Origin of the sequence: Shewanella frigidimarina, from assembly GCF_003797125.1 — a bacterium.
GTDB classification, from domain to species: domain Bacteria; phylum Pseudomonadota; class Gammaproteobacteria; order Enterobacterales; family Shewanellaceae; genus Shewanella; species Shewanella frigidimarina.
In genome coordinates this window covers 1047908-1064883 of sequence record NZ_RKKE01000001.1, presented here as the reverse complement: position 1 = coordinate 1064883, position 16976 = coordinate 1047908, and the positions used below count along the sequence as shown (strand labels likewise).

Here is a 16976-nt window from a genome sequence, read left to right as displayed (position 1 = left end):
TCGCTCACGATGTTGCGACATGCTCTACGTCCTGTCGATCTAGGTAATGGATATTAAGAACGACATGGTTTGAGAGAAATTTTTTAAATAACAGTTAAGTTCATCTAATCAGCTCCCCCGCTTTGTCAAATCTTTGCTACAAAGTCTACCTTGAAGTTTGATACCTAATGACTTTCATCATGGAAACTTTTGAGGATCCAATCGATCAGCAATTGCACTTCTGGCCGCTGCTGTTCATTAGTATGACGGATGAGGTAATAGCGATCATGGCTAAAAAGTGGATGAGGAAATAATGACAGAAGGGTGCCGTTATCGAACCATGCTTGGCTGATGGGTAATGGAATGAGAGCAATACCTAATCCTTGTTCTGCGGCACGGGCGACACTGAACATACTGTCTAGTTGAATTATCTGCTTAGGCTGAAATGCATCAAAGCCAACATTTTCGGCCCATTGATGCCAAGCGTAAGGTCGAGCTTTATGCAATATTAATGGCACCTGAGTTAATGCTTTAAAACCTTGTGAAGACAATTCAGCATGCAATTGTGCATTACACGCAGGGATATAAGTGATTGGAAATAAATCATACACATCGGCATTAGTTTGTTGTTTACCAGAGAGCATAATGGATGCATCAGTGTGCTTAATCGTATCGCTGCGCGACTTAATGGTTTCGAGCTTAAGATTGATGTTGGGATATTTAGATGACCAACCAATGAGTTTAGGCATAAACAGTTCACTGGCAAAGAATTCTGGCATTGAAATACTGACTTCGAGCATTCTGTCTGATTGGTTAAATTCACTGACTGTGTTGACTAATTGCTGCATTACCGGCTCGATGGCCTGGTAAAAGCGTGCGCCAACTTCGGTCAATGTCACCGCGCGGGTTTGACGAATAAACAAGCTCTGGTTTAGAGATTCTTCTAACTGTTTAATCTGATGACTTACCGCCGAAGGGGTTAGATACAGTCTTTTAGCGGTTTCTTTAAAACTTAAGCATTCAGCAGCGACGCAAAAACAACGTAGGCCGCGCATGGAGGTGTGTAAAGGGATCATTCAATTCTCAACAAGGACAGTTTATCAACTCACTTCCCCTTGATGATAATCAATTGTGATGACATCTGTAATGTGTTCGGGTCGACTACTGAGTAATCGTTTAGTGAGACTAGGGTTATTCTTGAAGAGAAAGCAAGGATTAGACCAGTAGTTAAAGTCTATTATAAACATAGGTTTAACTAGTTTTATAAAAATTGATTGAGTTGCTCTGGTGCTGAATGTATCTTGTTCGCACCAACTTGGTGCTAACTGACTTTACGTTATCTCTGCTGAAATAACGAAATAGATTAATAGATAGGTGGGTAAGCAGGGCTAGCGCTTAATTAATATGTCTAATTAGAAGTACAGTGTTTCTTGCTTAGTGCCATCGATAAAGATGTCGCATTTATCTGCAGTGCTCGATTTTGCCGATTGAACAATGCTAGCAACAATACCAAAGCTTCCACCTTGATCTCCTAGTACCGAACCAAAGTAACAATCACCTTTAAATTTCATATCTTTAAAGTTTGCATTAAGATTTTGAGTAGGCGTCATTGGCGGGAATCGACCCTGCATGATCGGGTCACCATTAGCGGTCAATAGCAGTTTATTTTTTGCTTTATCATACGAGCCACCAAGTACGAAAGTTTGGTCATTGACGACAACCGTTTTGTTTTGAGCCACAATGGGTGGTTTAGCTGCACAAGCGGTGAGTAGTACGCCTGCTGTAATGGTAAGAAGTAGAGAAATTTTGCGCATTAGTATTCCTTAGTATGCGTCGAGAGTCGTAAATCGGTCCCTCGGAGTAGTAAACTAGCCCTGTTTACAGATGCTATTGATGGTATCGAAACGAGAGGTGTTGTGCGCTATTTACTCGCAGAACAATTTGTTAGCTGAACATAAAGTCAGTTAGAAAAATAGTTCTTAATTTCAACAAAGTATCGATCTAATACCGTATAACATGTCTTATTGTATCAACATATTTGTTAATGCCAAGTATAAAAAAAGCCTGCTTAAGTAGCAGGCATTAATGATCGGTAAATATTATAGGACGTGAGAATATTGAGCTTATGACAAGGTCACATAAAATATCAATTCAGTGACCACACCTTTAGGCGTAGTTGCTGTCAGTGTGACTTGGCTTGTGCCGGGTGTACCATTATTTTTCAAGGTAAATGAGGTTGATGTTCCTCCTGCTGAACTCTTGTTAGGTACGGTATAACCAGTGAACTGCAATTCACCTTCGGTGCTAGTAACCGTTAAAGTTGTACCTGAAGGCAATATCTGATTGGCGCTATCAGTGAGTACCACATCAAACTTTGCCGTTGCATCTAGTGCAATAGGCTGAACATCAGTGTCGTAATTATTAATCAAGCTGCCATCTTGGCTAACCACGAAATTAGCATCAGAGCCTGACATTGTTAATACTAATGCTTTACGGATATAAGTGCTCATAGCCGTGCTATCACATAATGTACCTTGGCATTGTGGGCCGTTAAATTTACCGTCAGCTAATTGATATGTGTTACTCGCTTGAATATTAAAGTACGGTTCACCTGAATCATGGACGCGAGATTCGTTGTCATCTCTAAAGGCGTCAGGCAAGTCAACAAAACCACCGTCATGGTAAGTTTCTACATCCATGCCATTTCCACTACATGCTACTGACGTTGTATCGCTTAAACAGCCGTTAACTACGCCGCCATCAGCATCGTCAAATACATTGTTGCCATTGATATCGAAGAAGGTTTCGTGCCCTAGCGCATAAGCCATAATCGTTACGCGATGGTCACTGACTCGTGGTGATGCTGATGTCCAAATGACGGAACACCTGCCATTTGCAATCGTACATGATGGTTGGATTTGACCACCTTCAGCGGTAAAGTTGATGGTAGTGTCGTCTGGTGCAGGGTTTGCAAAACTATCAGAGGCATACGCTGTAATGGTAACTTCTTCACCATTGTAGTCGCCCGCTTCAGGGTTGCCATTTGATCTTGAAATACTAAAACCAAGCTGTTGTGGCAAACCGGTATTGACGGTCAGCTGTTCTGATTGGCTGGTAATGGTTTGGTTAGTGTCGGCGTCTGTGGTTGATGCCACCACTCTTACAGGGGTTGGAATGGTGCCAGCTTGCACTCGCACACTGACTAATCCCTGGGAATTGGTAATACTGTTGTCCGTCACTTTACCATTAGCAAATTGTAAACCGCCCACACTGGTGTCTAAGCTAAAATTAACCGTTTGTTGTGCTGCTGGTTGGCCATTTGCACTAGTCACTAAGAAGGTCACTAACGATGATTCAGTTGAACCGGTGCCGCCTGAACCTTTGATGCGGATTTGGCTTGGGTCAGCTGACACAAAGCTCACATTAGATAACGTTTGACGGGCTAAGGTAAAAGGTAAACTTGCGTTTAAGCTACTGCCATTAACAGTTGCTGTCGCAATGATGGTGTCATTACGTTCACTATTGCCACTACAACTGACATCTGAAAAAGTTGAGCTAGCGGAGCCTGATAAGCTAGTGACAGGTGAATCAAGTGTGGCGTTGTCATTGGTAGAACAGTCAGAACTAAAGCTGATGCTGGTTGGACTTTGCAAGCGTGTTAATGTGCCATCGGTGTTTTCGGTAACTAACGTAGCTGTAATCCCAAATGTGCCACCGGCGCTAATGTTATAACTGCCATCAGTTGTTGCGGCTAGCGTTGTCGCCAATTCACTTTCAACAAACTCACCATTAGCATTATACGAGCCCATCTTAACATTACCATTCGTAGCAATATCGTCAGACGCTAACACTTCAAAAGCGCTGCTGCTGGTGAGAGTACTACCTTGATATTCTGTGGTGACGGTTAACAGACTGGCACCTAACTCTGCCTCGGACGGCGTATAGTTGAGCGTAGCAATGCCTGAAGATTTTGTTAGTGCAGTTGCTGGCGCTAACGAAGCACTACCAGCATTGAATGTCACAATTTGGTTAGCAATAGCTTGATTATTACTGTCAGTAAGCAAGGCATTGAGTTGAACTGTTTTATCAATATTAAAGCGAGTAATCGGACCGGTTGCATCACTTATAGAAGCGGTTAATTTAATTGCTTCGACAGGAACACTGGTGTCATATTCTTTAAATTGATAATTGCGAGTCGCACTAACTGCATCAGCATCACTTGGAGAGTAACTCACGCTAAGCGTGCCGGCGTTGGTGCTGCTTGATGTGACAACTGTTGTCGCAAGACCAGAAGACAAGGTTAACACCGTTGTAGGCGTTATTGCTGTATTGGTGGTACTAAAAGTAATGAGTGCGCCACTGACGTTGGCATTACCTAACTTAAGGTGTGCAACGGCACAGAAGCTACTATCAAGATCAAAAATCAGTGAGTCAGTACTCGTATCACATTGGCCATTAACGACATTTTGATAGCTGACGGTAATACTATAACTATCATTCGATGTGTCAGTATCGGTGCCGTCCGCGGCACCGTTACAACCTGTAAATAACAACACTGAAGTTAATAATAACAATAGTGTGCGAGTCATCATTTTTAGCCGCATTAGCAACATCCTTATTCTATTAAACAGACTATTTTTAGAGATGGACCCTAGTCTTGTATTTCAGATCTTAAATACTTATATAACTCTTTAGACGATTTTGACTCTGGGCCTTTAGCCAGTTCTTTATTCGCTTGGCGGATCAGTTGACGCATTTTTTGACGATCAAGTTGTGGATGCAAATCCAGTAATACTTGGACCTCATCATCGCCATTTGCTAATAAACGCTCACGCATTTTTTCAAAAATCTGTATTTGAGCAGCTTCATTATTGTTTTTGTTCAACACTTTATCCAGTGCTGCTTCAATAGGCTCATGCTCAAAGCCACGCATTAATTTACCAATGTATTGTAAATGGCGGCGATAGGCTTCAGTTTTTTGTTTAATCAGTTTTGTTTTTAGAATCGCATCATACAGAAATTCATCTAAACCCATTTTGTCTAATTGAGTTTTGCTCAGGGCCACTAAACGCATGCCAAGTGCTTGAGCATCCTCACTTTCTTTTTTAACGCCTGTTCTGCTGACATAGTTGTCATCATTATCATAGGGCTGCTGAAATAGCTCAGAATCGCCAACAATTTTCATAGTCATAAACCTCAAGTCAATATGCGTTAATGATAGCATTTATTTGGCCTAGAATATGCAGAATTTATTGATGATCAACTGCGATATAAATGCGCGGTTATCAATCGCCAATTGAATTTGATATGCTAGCGTCAATTAGACTAATCAAAGAGTAAATTTGTGGCTTCTCATCCTTCTTCAGCGCCTCGCGCAACTGAACCAACACCTAGAATTGATTCTGAATTATCGGCGTTAAAAGACGCTGTATCTGTCGCATTAGAATATGCGAAAGAGTTAGGCACTTCGGCCGCTGAAGTGGCTATCAGTAAGCAGCAAGGTTTGTCGGTTTCAACCCGTGAAAAAGAAGTTGAAACCGTTGAGTTTAATAAAGACGGTGCGTTAGGCATTACCATTTACCGTGATGGTCGCAAAGGCAGCTCATCAACCTCAGACTTAAGCCCAGAGGCGATTCGCCAAGCGGTAAAAGCGGCTGATGGTATTGCAAAATATACTTCAGAAGATCCTTTCAGCGGTTTGGCTGATCCCGCTTTGATGGCGCAAGATATTCGCGACTTAGAGTTATATCATCCACAAGATATCGATGCAGAAGAGCTCGCTCAGTTGGCTATTCGTGCTGAAGAAGCCAGCTTGTCGGTTGATAGCCGTATCCGTAATTCAGACGGTGCGAGTGCTAATGCCCATACTGCCGCCAGAGTTTATGGTAATAGCCATGGGTTTCTTAACGGCTATTGCAGCTCTCGCTACAGTTTAAGTTGTGTGGTCATAGGCGAAGAGTCTGATGGCAATATGCAGCGCGACTATGACTATACAGTTGCCCGTAAATATCATGATTTACTGTCACCTGAAGCGGTAGGTTTACAAGCGGCAAACAAAACCTTAAGTCGATTGGATGCCCGTAAAATTGCGACTGCAAAAATGCCAGTGTTGTTTGCGCCAGAAATTGCCACTGGCTTAATGGGGCATTTAATCGGCGCAATTAGTGGCAGCAGTATTTATCGTAAGTCGAGCTTCTTAATGGAAGCATTGAATACTCAAATATTCCCAGACTGGTTTAGTATTGAAGAACAACCGCATTTAATTGGTGCTCTGGCCAGTGCTAATTACGACAGTGAAGGCGTGGCAACCCAAGACCGTCGTATTATTGATCGTGGCCAGCTAGAAACTTACTTATTAACCAGTTATTCGGCGCGTAAATTATCGATGACCAATACAGGCCATGCTGGTGGTATTTATAACTGGACCCTAAGCCATTCAAATCAAACCTTTGATGACTTGGTTAAAGCCATGAATACCGGCTTAATTGTTACGGAAGTGATGGGCCAAGGCGTTAATGGCGTTACTGGTGATTATTCTCGTGGCGCGGCAGGTTTTTATGTTGAAAATGGCGAAGTGTTGTATCCAGTAGAAGAAATTACTATCGCGGGTAATTTAAAAGATATGTTTATGGGAATACAAGGCGTAGGTAAAGATCGCGATTTACGTTCATCAATCCGCACCGGCGGTATTTTACTGAGCGAGATGAAAATCGCGGGTAATTAACCCCTTTTGCTGAAAATGCATTTATGGTTCAAATGCAAAAAGAATTAAAGCCTCTTATCTAATTGATTAAGAGGATTTTTTTTAACTTTAATTTGGCTCTTTACGTTTTATATCTTTACTTTACCTTTCTTGACAGTCGTTTACAGGCAAGGGTTGTCATAACTCTTGCAAATGTAACTAGATGGTTAATGGAGTAAATATGTTTAACAAAAAAATAAGTCGATTGATGATGGTGTCTGTAATGGGAGCCTTGTTACTAGGGTGTGGCTCAGACAGTGAAGAAAGCAGTGATGATGTCGCTTATGTGCAGTTTTATAATGCATCACCTAATAGCACATCGACTTCGTTAGTACTGGATGACTATTCATATACGGCGGTTGATTTTGCTGATGCAATGCCGCGCTATGCTTATAGTACAGGGAGTACAGAACTGGAAATTTATGGTCAAGATGAAGATAGTGAAACGGTAACCGTTTACAGCGACACCGTTGATTTAGCGAGCGACTCGAACCATTTGTATGTTTTGTATGGTGACTATCATGATCCCGAACTACTGGATATTAACTATTCACGTGATGAAATGGACGAGTTAAATGCCGACGATGATAATGACTACAGTAAAATGGAAGTGTTGGTGGCTAACGTAGCCACTGATGAAGGTGCGTTTGATACCTATATTTCACTCGATACCCAAACCATTGACGAAGCGGTGATGCTGGGTAATGTGCCATACAGTAGTTACACCAGCGAACAGATATTCGATACAGATGATTATATTGTCTATCTTACCGAAACAGGCACTAAAAATGTGCTCTACACCACAGGTAGCATGAGTTTAACCTCCGAAACCGCCTATAAATTGATTATTCGTAATAGCTTTGGTGCGGGTGATATTAACGTCACTATCGACAGTATTGACTCAACCACAACGCCTGTCACTTACGCCGCGTTAGAGGCAACTGCCGATTACCGGGTGTTTAATGGTTTAGAAACGCAAAGCATTGATGTTGATGTGGCCAGCAAGCAAGAAACACAATACTTGTATGGTATTTCACCCTTCACAGTAACGGCTTACCAATCAACATCGTTTAATGATTATGGTCTCACCACTAAAGATGCGACCAGTAAAGCCAAGTTGTTTGATAACTTGTTGGTAACGTTTAACCAAGATGAAGTGAAGTCTTTACTGATTTATCAGCAAGAAGACAGTTCTGTTAAAGGTATGGTAATCGAGCAAGACTTACGACCTCGAGCTTTTGAATATAAAGTCGATGTGGTGAATTTAGCTTATGATTATGATGACCTAACCGTGTATTTTGTCCGCGCTTCAGAAACCATTGAAACCGCCGAATACACCTTAACGGATTTAGATTTTGTGGAACAACTCAGCCTGACACTGCCTGAAGATGATTATGAAATTAACATTGTTTACGAAGCCGATAATGGCACGCAAACCTTAGTTTATCAGTCTGATTCAATCAGCTTTGATGGCGACAGTAATTATACTTTTGTGCTGACTCCAGACAGTACAAGCGCTTTAGGTCATAGACTTACGTCATTACAGTAATATTAAGTTTAATTGATAGTGAGTTAAATCACCGCTTATAAAGCATAAAAAAGCCGATATCATCGATATCGGCTTTTCATTTAGCGCTTATATTCAAATAAACATACAAACTAATAAGTTATAATCTGAGCTGAGATTAATTAGTACGGTATCGACTAAGAATTTTACCCAAATCAGCTGATGCTTTTGCAAGATCTTTAACACCACTTGAAGACTGTTGCGATAAGCTTCTAATAATATTTGATTTCAGTCTTATGTCCGTCAGCTCTTTTGCAATGTCATTGGCCACTGCACTTTGTTCTTCTGACGATGTAGAAATTTGGAAGCTCATGTCCATAATTGAATTTGCTGATTCAGAAATGGCATTAATATCGGTTCCAATATTAGTAATTAGATCGCTACTGGTTTGTGCTTGCTTGACGGTATCTTGAGTAATGCTGTCAATATTGAGCGTTTCACTTTGCAGTAATTCAATCATTTTATGAATTTCAACCGTCGCAGCTTGTGTACGACCCGCAAGGGTTCTTACTTCGTCTGCAACCACCGCAAAACCACGGCCCATTTCACCTGCGCGTGCTGCTTCAATTGCTGCGTTTAATGCCAGTAAGTTGGTTTGATCTGAAATAGCATTAATGGTGGTGATCACTTCATTAATATTAGTCGCATTAATTTTTAGGGTATTGACCGAATTTGATGTTTGTTCAATGTAGGTCGATAACTGCTTAATTTCATTAATCGCACGCTTAGCTCGGTCATAACTCTGACGTGTATACTCTGAATCTTGTTCAACGCGTTGAGTTGAATTTCGAGCGATATTAGATACTTCGGCAGCTGATGCCGTCATTTCTTCCATTGCTGTAGCAACTGAGTCAAGTGAAGCATATTGTAAATCAATTTGTTCCGCGCTTTGCACTGCGTCATTGGCAAATGAACTGGAGGTCGTTTGCAAGGTATCGGCACTTTTTTTCACTGCAACAACGAGCTCGGTCAATGTATCCATGGCTTTATCGAGTGCGCAACCAATGGTACCGAATTCATCACGGCCAGGATGGAAACCTAAACGAGAAGTTAAATCTCCTTTAGCAATTTTTTCCGTAGTATCCCATAACACCCAAAGTGCACCACCAAGGAAAGTTGCTGTCCAGTAAATCACTACTATAAAAGGTATTATCCATAAGAATGACATTAGCAGTGACATTAATGCAGCTTGTTTAGCATTGGCTTCTTGTCCAGAAACTGATTCGCTCAATGTATAATATTGGCCATCTAATGCATACACAGCGGTAATAGTATCTTGTTGGCGTGAACTGGTTTGCGAACGACCTGAGACTTGCAAACCTAAGTTTGAAGCTTGGTCTAGCTGACTTGTCGCCTCAAGAGCTTGGACAGTAGCAGCGGTTTTTTGTTCTAAAACATGTAACGATTGCTGTTCAATATTTTCAATTTTACTAAAGTAACTACTAATCGATACACTTGATAAAATGATCAGGAACAGTCCGAAAATAGCCCAAAATTTATCATTAATGGACATTTTGATGAAAAGTTTATCGATAGTTCTGAAATCAACTTGTTTCATGGTTTGAGCACCTAAACCGGTAAAGACAATAAATTCAAATATTAGATGAGCTATTAGCATTTGGATACTAAAATAGTCAACTTTATAATATTCTTCTGTGACCAACATAACATTGAGTCATGATCAATATCGACAATAAATCACATATCTTAAGTGATTTATTGGTTTATATGCATGGTGTACTTAACATTCGAGCAGTGTAAATGACCAATGTTAATGTAATGATCGGGTAAAAATCCTAAATGTTCAATATTATTTGATGACGTGAGATAAAATATTAAACCGTATGTCGTTAATTTTATAGTTTTTTGTATATAAGTGTTACAGAATTTATATTTTTTAACATCTAAATCCCTGCCTCTTGTTCTTGTGCTAGCTATTGTTTTAGTTGAAGTATTTTTAACTTTATCTATTACCGTTTTCTAATTAAAACAAAATTACTTGGTAATCAATCAGATAGAAAATTTGTTTACCTCATTAATGTGATCAATGTTCTTTTTTCTGTAAACAAACTTTGGGACAATCGCCCCGCATATTACAAAAAAATAGCATTTATATTACAAAATATGGGGTTTAAAAATGAAAGGACTGACTAAACTAACGGCGGTTTCACTCGCAGTTGCAGCAGCATTGCCGATAATGGCAAATGCAGAAGTGTTAATTAGTGAATACGTTGAAGGTAGTTCAAACAACAAAGCGATTGAACTGTATAACAACAGTGACGTTGCAATTGATTTAACAGGCTACAAATTAGTACGTTATAAAGACGGTGACTCGGCATCGCTTGATATGGTGGAGTTAACTGACACTATTGCGGCAAAAAGTGTCAAAGTCATTTTGCACCCAAGTGCAGCGATTACCTTACCAGCCTCAACCGACTCTATGACTGGTAACTTGTACTTTAATGGTGGTGATGCTGTCGGCCTATTAAAAGACGGTGTGTTGGTTGATGTTGTTGGTGAAATTCCAACGCCAGCAGGTTGGGGGTTCGACACCACATTTCAGCGTAAATTAGACTCCTTAACCGCTAGCACCACTTATGATGCTAGCCAATGGGCCACATTAGATAAAGACACCTTTAGTGGTTTGGGCTCGCTTGACGCCGCTGTTACACCAGAACCAAGTACATTTACTTGTAACGGTGCAACGCTAACGAATATTTATGACATTCAAGGCGCTGGTGATTCAAGCCCATTAATTGTCGATGGTAGTTATGAGTCGGCTAATGAAGTGACCGTAAAAGGCATTGTTACTTCTAGAAGCGACAGTTTATACAAAGGTTTCTTTATTCAAGACATGCAAGGTGACAACTCACCTTATACTTCAGACGGCATTTTTGTCTTCTTGAACGAAGCCGCTCCAGACACTATTCAGCCAGGTACTGAAGTGTGTGTGCAAGGTAAAGTAAACGAGTATTACGGCTCGACTCAGATTAACCTTAAAGACGAACAAAAATTTGAAGTTGGTGCATTAGGTGAAGTGCCTGTAGCCAGTGCATTTTATGTTGCAGATGGCGAAACCCTAACGCAAGCATTAGAGCGTGTTGAAGGCATGAAAGTGGTATTAGATGCGGGCAGTGAGATGAAAATCACCCGTACCTTTAGCTACGATTATGACGGACGTCGTAACAATATGGTGTTGTCACATAAAGCGCCATTAATGAAACCTACTCAAGTATTTGAGCCAAACTCTGCAGATTCTATTGCACTGGCTAAAGCTAACACAATAAACCAGTTATTTGTTGAATCTGATTTCAAAGCGAAAGATGGCGAAGTGCCTTACTTCCCAGATTTTAACGCTGAAACTGGTTACATTCGTGTTGGCGATCAACTCACTAACCTTGAAGGCGTTATTGGTTATAGCTACAACGCATACCGCATCTTACCTACTAACCTTATTTCTGCTGGCGATTTTATCCGTGTAAATGATCGTACCGATGCGCCTACAGTGGCAGATATGGGTGACATTCGCGTGGCGAGCTTTAACGTGTTGAACTTCTTCAATGACGTCGTTGGCGGTGATGCTAATCCATCAGGCAGCAACCGTGGTGCATTAATAGAAGAAGAAATGGTGTTACAGCGTACTAAAATTGTGAATGCGCTTGTAGCCATGAATGCTGATGTTGTTGGCTTAATGGAAATCGCTAACAATGGCTTTGGCGAGTTAAGTGCTATTCAAAACCTAGTAGATGCATTGAACGCAGAATTAACTGATGATCAAGCGTATCGTTTTGTTGAAATTGAAGATGCTGATAAGTATGAAGACAAGTTTATCGGCAGTGATGCGATTACGGTTGGCATGTTATATCGCCCAGCCCGTATTACATTAGACGGTGCGGCAAAAGTGATTGCGACGCCAGAACAACATGCAGCAGAAGGTGCTCAAACCCGCGAGAAAGATGGCGTTGTTGAGCAAAACCCTAGCTATGACAAGTTCCAACGTCATAGCTTAGTGCAAACCTTTAGCATTAATGATGAAAAACTGACGATTGTGGTTAACCACTTAAAATCGAAAGGTTCAGGTTGTATTGAAGATTGGGCTGAATTTAACGAAAACGGTGAGCCAGCGGATTTACAAGGAAAGTGTAACTCTTTCCGTGTATCGGCAGCTAAAGTACTCGGTGAGTCACTAAAAGATGTTGAAGGTGATGTACTGGTTATTGGTGATTTAAATGCCTATGGCAAAGAAGATCCGGTTGCAGTATTAACTGATTATGATGCCTCAACCACTGACCATGTTATCCGCACCGCATCGTGGACTACCTTAAACGGTAAAGTGTACGAGCGTGAAGGCAGCGTGATTGATAAAGGTTATGGTTTAATTAACTTAAACACTCAAGCACATGGTGCAGATACTTACTCATATAGCTATAACGGCGAATTAGGTAATTTAGACCATGCGTTAGCCAATGAAAGTTTAGCGGCTAAATTAGTGGGTATTGACGACTGGCACATTAACTCAGTTGAATCTAACCTGTTTGAATATGGTAGCAAGTACACCGGAGAGCTGGTTAAAACTGAAAGTCCATTTTCAGCTTCAGACCACGATCCAGTGATTATTGCATTAAGCTATCCAGCGCCAGTAACGCCAGTAACACCAACACCAGAGCCTGTTCAAGACAGTGATGGTGGTAGCTTAGGCTACTTTGCGTTGATGTTATTAGGTGCGCTAGGCTTACGCCGTCGCAGTTAATTTTTATTGACTGTTTAAGCACTAATAAAAAAGGATGACCATTGGGTCATCCTTTTTTTATGTAAGTGACGCAGGCCATTAGCGGGTTACATCATTTACTCTTTAATTGATGCTGTTTAAACTTACATTTTCCAGGTTAAGGTCGCGCTATAATTGGCAGGTACACCGTAATACCCTTGAGCCCAATATAAACTATTGATGTATTTCTCATCGCCAACGTTATTGGCATTAACCGCTAAACCTAAGTTGTCGGTGATTTGATATTTAGCCATGAGGTCGATAATGGTGTAAGCGTCTTGCTTAGTGACAATGTCAGCACCTGCATTATCAAACCCTACGGCAACGACGCCTTGGTTGCGAGAAATATCATCTTGCCAACGCATGTTCATGCCGACAGAGAATCCTTCAATGGCTTCAAAGTCATAAGTGGCTGCTAGTTTGAATAACTTGCTCGGTGTGTAAGCTGCAACGATATCATCACCTTCGATATCAAAATCGGTATAACCAATACTGACATTAAGACCTGAATAAATTTCACCAGCAATATCGATTTCATAACCTGTGCTGCTGATACCGTCGGAACCATAATACTTCTGTAAGTCTATTGGTAACCCTTCAGTGGCAGGGTCAAGTACTGCTATATTGGTTTGAACCACATCAAAGTACGCTAGGCTGGCAATTAAACGTCCATTAAACAATTCACTTTTTAAACCAATTTCGCGGCTTTCACCGGTAATGGGATCAAGGAATCGATTGTCAATATCCACTTCATCTTGTTGTACGAAGGTTTCGGTGTAGCTTGCATAAGCCACTAACTCTGGCATAAAGCGATAAACGGCGCCTAAATAAGGGATAAACTTTTGGTAGTCAGCTTCTTGGTCTACTTCATAAGACACACCTTCTGCCTGCCAGTCGTTGTAGCGACCACCAACGATAACGTGCAAATCATCAACGATGTTAAATCGTCCGGTGAAATAGGCGGCTTGCTGTTCACGCGAGACATCACTGCCACGTAAGCTATCTTTGAAGGTCGGCTTTGGTGTATTGCCGTCCCAGGTGTTGAGATCTGGCATCTTGGGGAAGCCGTTGCCGGTAGTGTAATCGTAAAGTGAGCTGTCGGTGTAGCTCATTTTAGAGTAATTCACCCCCGCTACAATCTGATGATCTCGGCCGAACAAGCTGAAGTTACCATCAACATACATATCGATTAGGTCATGCTTATCATCTAAATCATATTCGCTACCATAACCGGTTAAGCCTAATTCGGTATCCTTGTCTGGCGTACCGAAAACATAAAATAGCTCAGTATCTTCATCGGTTGTTTTATGTGAATAAGTCGCCCGTAAACGCCAATCATCATTAAAATGATGGCTAAGCTCTAACACAGTATTATTTTTAACAACTTGCCAGTTTGACCAGTCGGCAGAGGTATTGGTCGATCTGTCGTAATTAGTCGCGCTGCCGTCAGTATAATATAACGGTAACGCGCCCCAGTTATTGCCGGTAGCATCGTTATTCATGTAACTGTGGCTTAGTGACAAACTAGTGTCGTCAGATAAGTTGGCTTCTAAAAACACATAAAAGACATTTTTGTCTGTTTGGTAGCGATCTAAGTAAGAGTCTTTGCTTTGGGTAACGGCAACTGCACGAGCGGCAAAGGTGTCATTTATTCTGACCGTTCCGTCTGCTTCTAAGCGGGTATTATTAAAGCTGCCATAAGTACCATTAACCGTAAGTTGATTGTCTGCTGTTGGGCGTTTACGAATGAAGTTAATGGTTGCCGATGGATTACCTACGCCAGTCATTAAACCGTTGGCTCCACGGATGACCTCAATACGGTCGTAAATAGCTGTGTCTTCGTCGGCATGGTTGTTACCAGATGTTAGCGGTAAACCAATACCATCGATTTGGAAGTTCGTAATGTCAAAACCACGAGCGGTATAATACGTACGGTCAGTCTCAATACGTTCAACATTGACGCCGGTAGCGGTATCGAGTGCCGCGTTAATGTCATGCAACTGAAAATCTTGCAATTGGGCATCGGTAATGACTGAAACAGATTGGGGAATATCGGTAATGGCTAAATCTAAGCGTGATGCGCCGCTGGCTGAGTGGGCGTTATAGCCGGCAATGTAACTGCCTTTTACTTCAATTGTTTCGATATTTTCTTTTTTAGTGTTTTCATCAGGCACTGTGTCGGCGGCAATGGCCTGCTGACTGAGGCTGATGGCACATAATACAGCTAAATTAATTTTATTTAATTTCATGGTGTTATCATCTTTTACTGCTATGAACGAATCCATGTTCTGAGTGTTTACCAAGTCGGTTTTTGTAGCGTAATTATTCAACCGCCATGATGATACAGAAACATCAAATAGAAATCATTATCATTTACAATTGTAAGTATTGTAAATTTTGGTTAGCGCGGGGAATTTTTTGCTAGGTGATGCTGTCGTTGAGCTTGTTAAGCAGCGAAAGGGTATTAAGTGGTGAAAAGGTACTAAGCGAACATACAGCGTGAGTTACTGGCAATGGTTTTTAGGAAGGAGATAATCTTTTTTGATAGGCATTAATTGGGTCAGCTAATAATAAATAAGGCGCTATTAGCGCCTTATTTATTATACCGTTAAATTAATTTACACAATTAAATCATACTGTTCACGTAACACTTTAATAATGTCAGCTTTTGGATTGGCTGGTAATGGAATGCTTGAACCTGTGACTTTTTCTGCAACACCTATATAAGTGCGAGATACATTCATCATTGCGTCTAATGGTAAGTCATTGTCACGAGCAAGCGCTTCACGTTCTGGCATTCTGTCTTTGTTTAGCAAAATGTCGGCATCGTCAAAATGATTCAGTAAGAACTGGCGGAAGCCTTCTTTTGAGTTTTCAACAATCTTGCCCTCACGATAAGCGGCTCCGTCCCAAATACGTGATGAATCAGGCGTACCGACTTCATCCATGTAAATCAGTTTTGATTGGCCATTTTTGTCATTGACGTAGCCAAACTCAAACTTAGTATCGACAAACACTTGATCGAGCTTTGCTAGCGCATCTGAAATTACTTTAAAGCCTTGCTTTAGCAAGGTTTCATACAAGTCGATATCTTGTGGTTTTTCAAATCCAAAGGCTTGGTAGTTGGCTTCAATATCACTACGGCTAATGTTAACGTCATCTTGCGCTGGCACACCTGGGATACCGGTTAAAATCCCTTTGGTTGATGGAGTGATCAGTAACTCTGGCAGTTTTTGATCTTTGCTTAACCCTTCTGGCAAGGTGATACCGCAAAATACCCGTTCGCCTTTTGAATAAGCACGCCACATTGAGCCGGTAATGTATTGACGGCAAATCGCTTCTACTTTAATTGGACGGGCTTTTTGCACTATCCATACAAAAGGATGCGGAATATCTAGAATGTGGCTGTCGGCTAAACCATTTTCGGCAAATAAACCAAACCAATGATTTGAAATCGCATTCAGTGCAGCGCCTTTACCTGGAATACCTTGCAAGTCACCTTCGCCATGAAAAATACAATCGAACGCCGAGATCCTGTCGCTGATCACCATAATCGCTAGCGGAGTATCTTCAGGTACATCGTAACCTTTGTCGCGAATTAAGCGACGGCTATCGGTGTCGGTTAACCAGTAAACACTGCGTACTTTGCCACTGTGGACAGGCTTGTCGGTACGGATAGGTAAATCATTGTTCACGGCAAGAACGGAATCGGCAAGACTCATGCGAGTGTTCCTTAGGTAGTAGGGTACAAAGGGTTTTTATGGCGGCTATTTTACCTGCATTCAATGCGTTTGCACGATAAAAGGAGGTGTTGAAATAGGCTTTTTTGTTATGCGAACAATCAAGGGTAAGGTTAGCCTTTCTTGATAAAGACTTTATTGGGTTAATCAGGCAGAATTCACGCCTTAATGATGTGATGG

The 16976-nt window shown here is 41.2% G+C and carries 10 protein-coding genes; 3 read left to right on the top strand and 7 right to left on the bottom strand.

The window, feature by feature from the left end; genetic code table 11:
- Positions 1–164: 164 nt before the first annotated feature.
- From EGC86_RS04695 to yjgA, 4 genes are all read right to left on the bottom strand, one after another.
- Positions 165–1055: a LysR family transcriptional regulator gene (locus EGC86_RS04695; RefSeq protein ID WP_207893031.1), complete on the bottom strand. Its 891-nt coding sequence runs from the start codon at positions 1053–1055 to the stop codon at positions 165–167.
- Positions 1056–1391: 336 nt separating this feature from the next.
- Positions 1392–1793 (bottom strand): YajG family lipoprotein, encoded by a 402-nt coding sequence (locus tag EGC86_RS04690; protein WP_011639139.1) that lies wholly within the window; start codon positions 1791–1793, stop codon positions 1392–1394.
- A 309-nt stretch (positions 1794–2102) separates the two neighbouring features.
- Positions 2103–4583: an autotransporter outer membrane beta-barrel domain-containing protein gene (locus EGC86_RS04685; RefSeq protein ID WP_123776779.1), complete on the bottom strand. Its 2481-nt coding sequence runs from the start codon at positions 4581–4583 to the stop codon at positions 2103–2105.
- 47 nt (positions 4584–4630) lie between these two features.
- On the bottom strand, positions 4631–5164 hold the full coding sequence (yjgA, locus tag EGC86_RS04680; RefSeq protein ID WP_123776778.1) for a ribosome biogenesis factor YjgA: 534 nt from the start codon (positions 5162–5164) through the stop codon (positions 4631–4633).
- Positions 5165–5323: 159 nt separating this feature from the next.
- On the opposite strand from yjgA, the gene pmbA reads away from it, so the two are divergent.
- Complete coding sequence (gene pmbA, locus EGC86_RS04675; RefSeq protein ID WP_011639136.1) at positions 5324–6703, top strand: metalloprotease PmbA; 1380 nt, start codon at positions 5324–5326, stop codon at positions 6701–6703.
- 199 nt (positions 6704–6902) lie between these two features.
- The gene (locus tag EGC86_RS04670) at positions 6903–8270 is read left to right on the top strand and encodes a hypothetical protein (protein ID WP_123776777.1); all 1368 of its coding nucleotides are present in this window, start codon (positions 6903–6905) and stop codon (positions 8268–8270) included.
- A 136-nt stretch (positions 8271–8406) separates the two neighbouring features.
- Here the strand turns inward: EGC86_RS04670 and EGC86_RS04665 are convergent, their stop codons facing one another.
- The gene (locus EGC86_RS04665; protein WP_123776776.1) at positions 8407–9846 is read right to left on the bottom strand and encodes a methyl-accepting chemotaxis protein; all 1440 of its coding nucleotides are present in this window, start codon (positions 9844–9846) and stop codon (positions 8407–8409) included.
- A 579-nt stretch (positions 9847–10425) separates the two neighbouring features.
- On the opposite strand from EGC86_RS04665, the gene exeM reads away from it, so the two are divergent.
- Positions 10426–13038, top strand: coding sequence for an extracellular exonuclease ExeM (gene exeM / locus EGC86_RS04660; RefSeq protein WP_123776775.1), 2613 nt, complete (start codon positions 10426–10428; stop codon positions 13036–13038).
- A gap of 122 nt (positions 13039–13160) precedes the next feature.
- Here exeM and EGC86_RS04655 read toward each other — a convergent pair whose 3' ends face one another.
- Positions 13161–15305 (bottom strand): TonB-dependent siderophore receptor, encoded by a 2145-nt coding sequence (locus tag EGC86_RS04655; RefSeq protein ID WP_245423097.1) that lies wholly within the window; start codon positions 15303–15305, stop codon positions 13161–13163.
- Positions 15306–15674: 369 nt separating this feature from the next.
- Positions 15675–16778 carry a phosphoribosylaminoimidazolesuccinocarboxamide synthase gene (locus EGC86_RS04650; RefSeq protein ID WP_011639131.1) on the bottom strand — a complete coding sequence of 368 codons (1104 nt, stop codon included), beginning with the start codon at positions 16776–16778 and terminating at the stop codon, positions 15675–15677.
- Between the last annotated feature and the right edge of the window lie 198 nt (positions 16779–16976).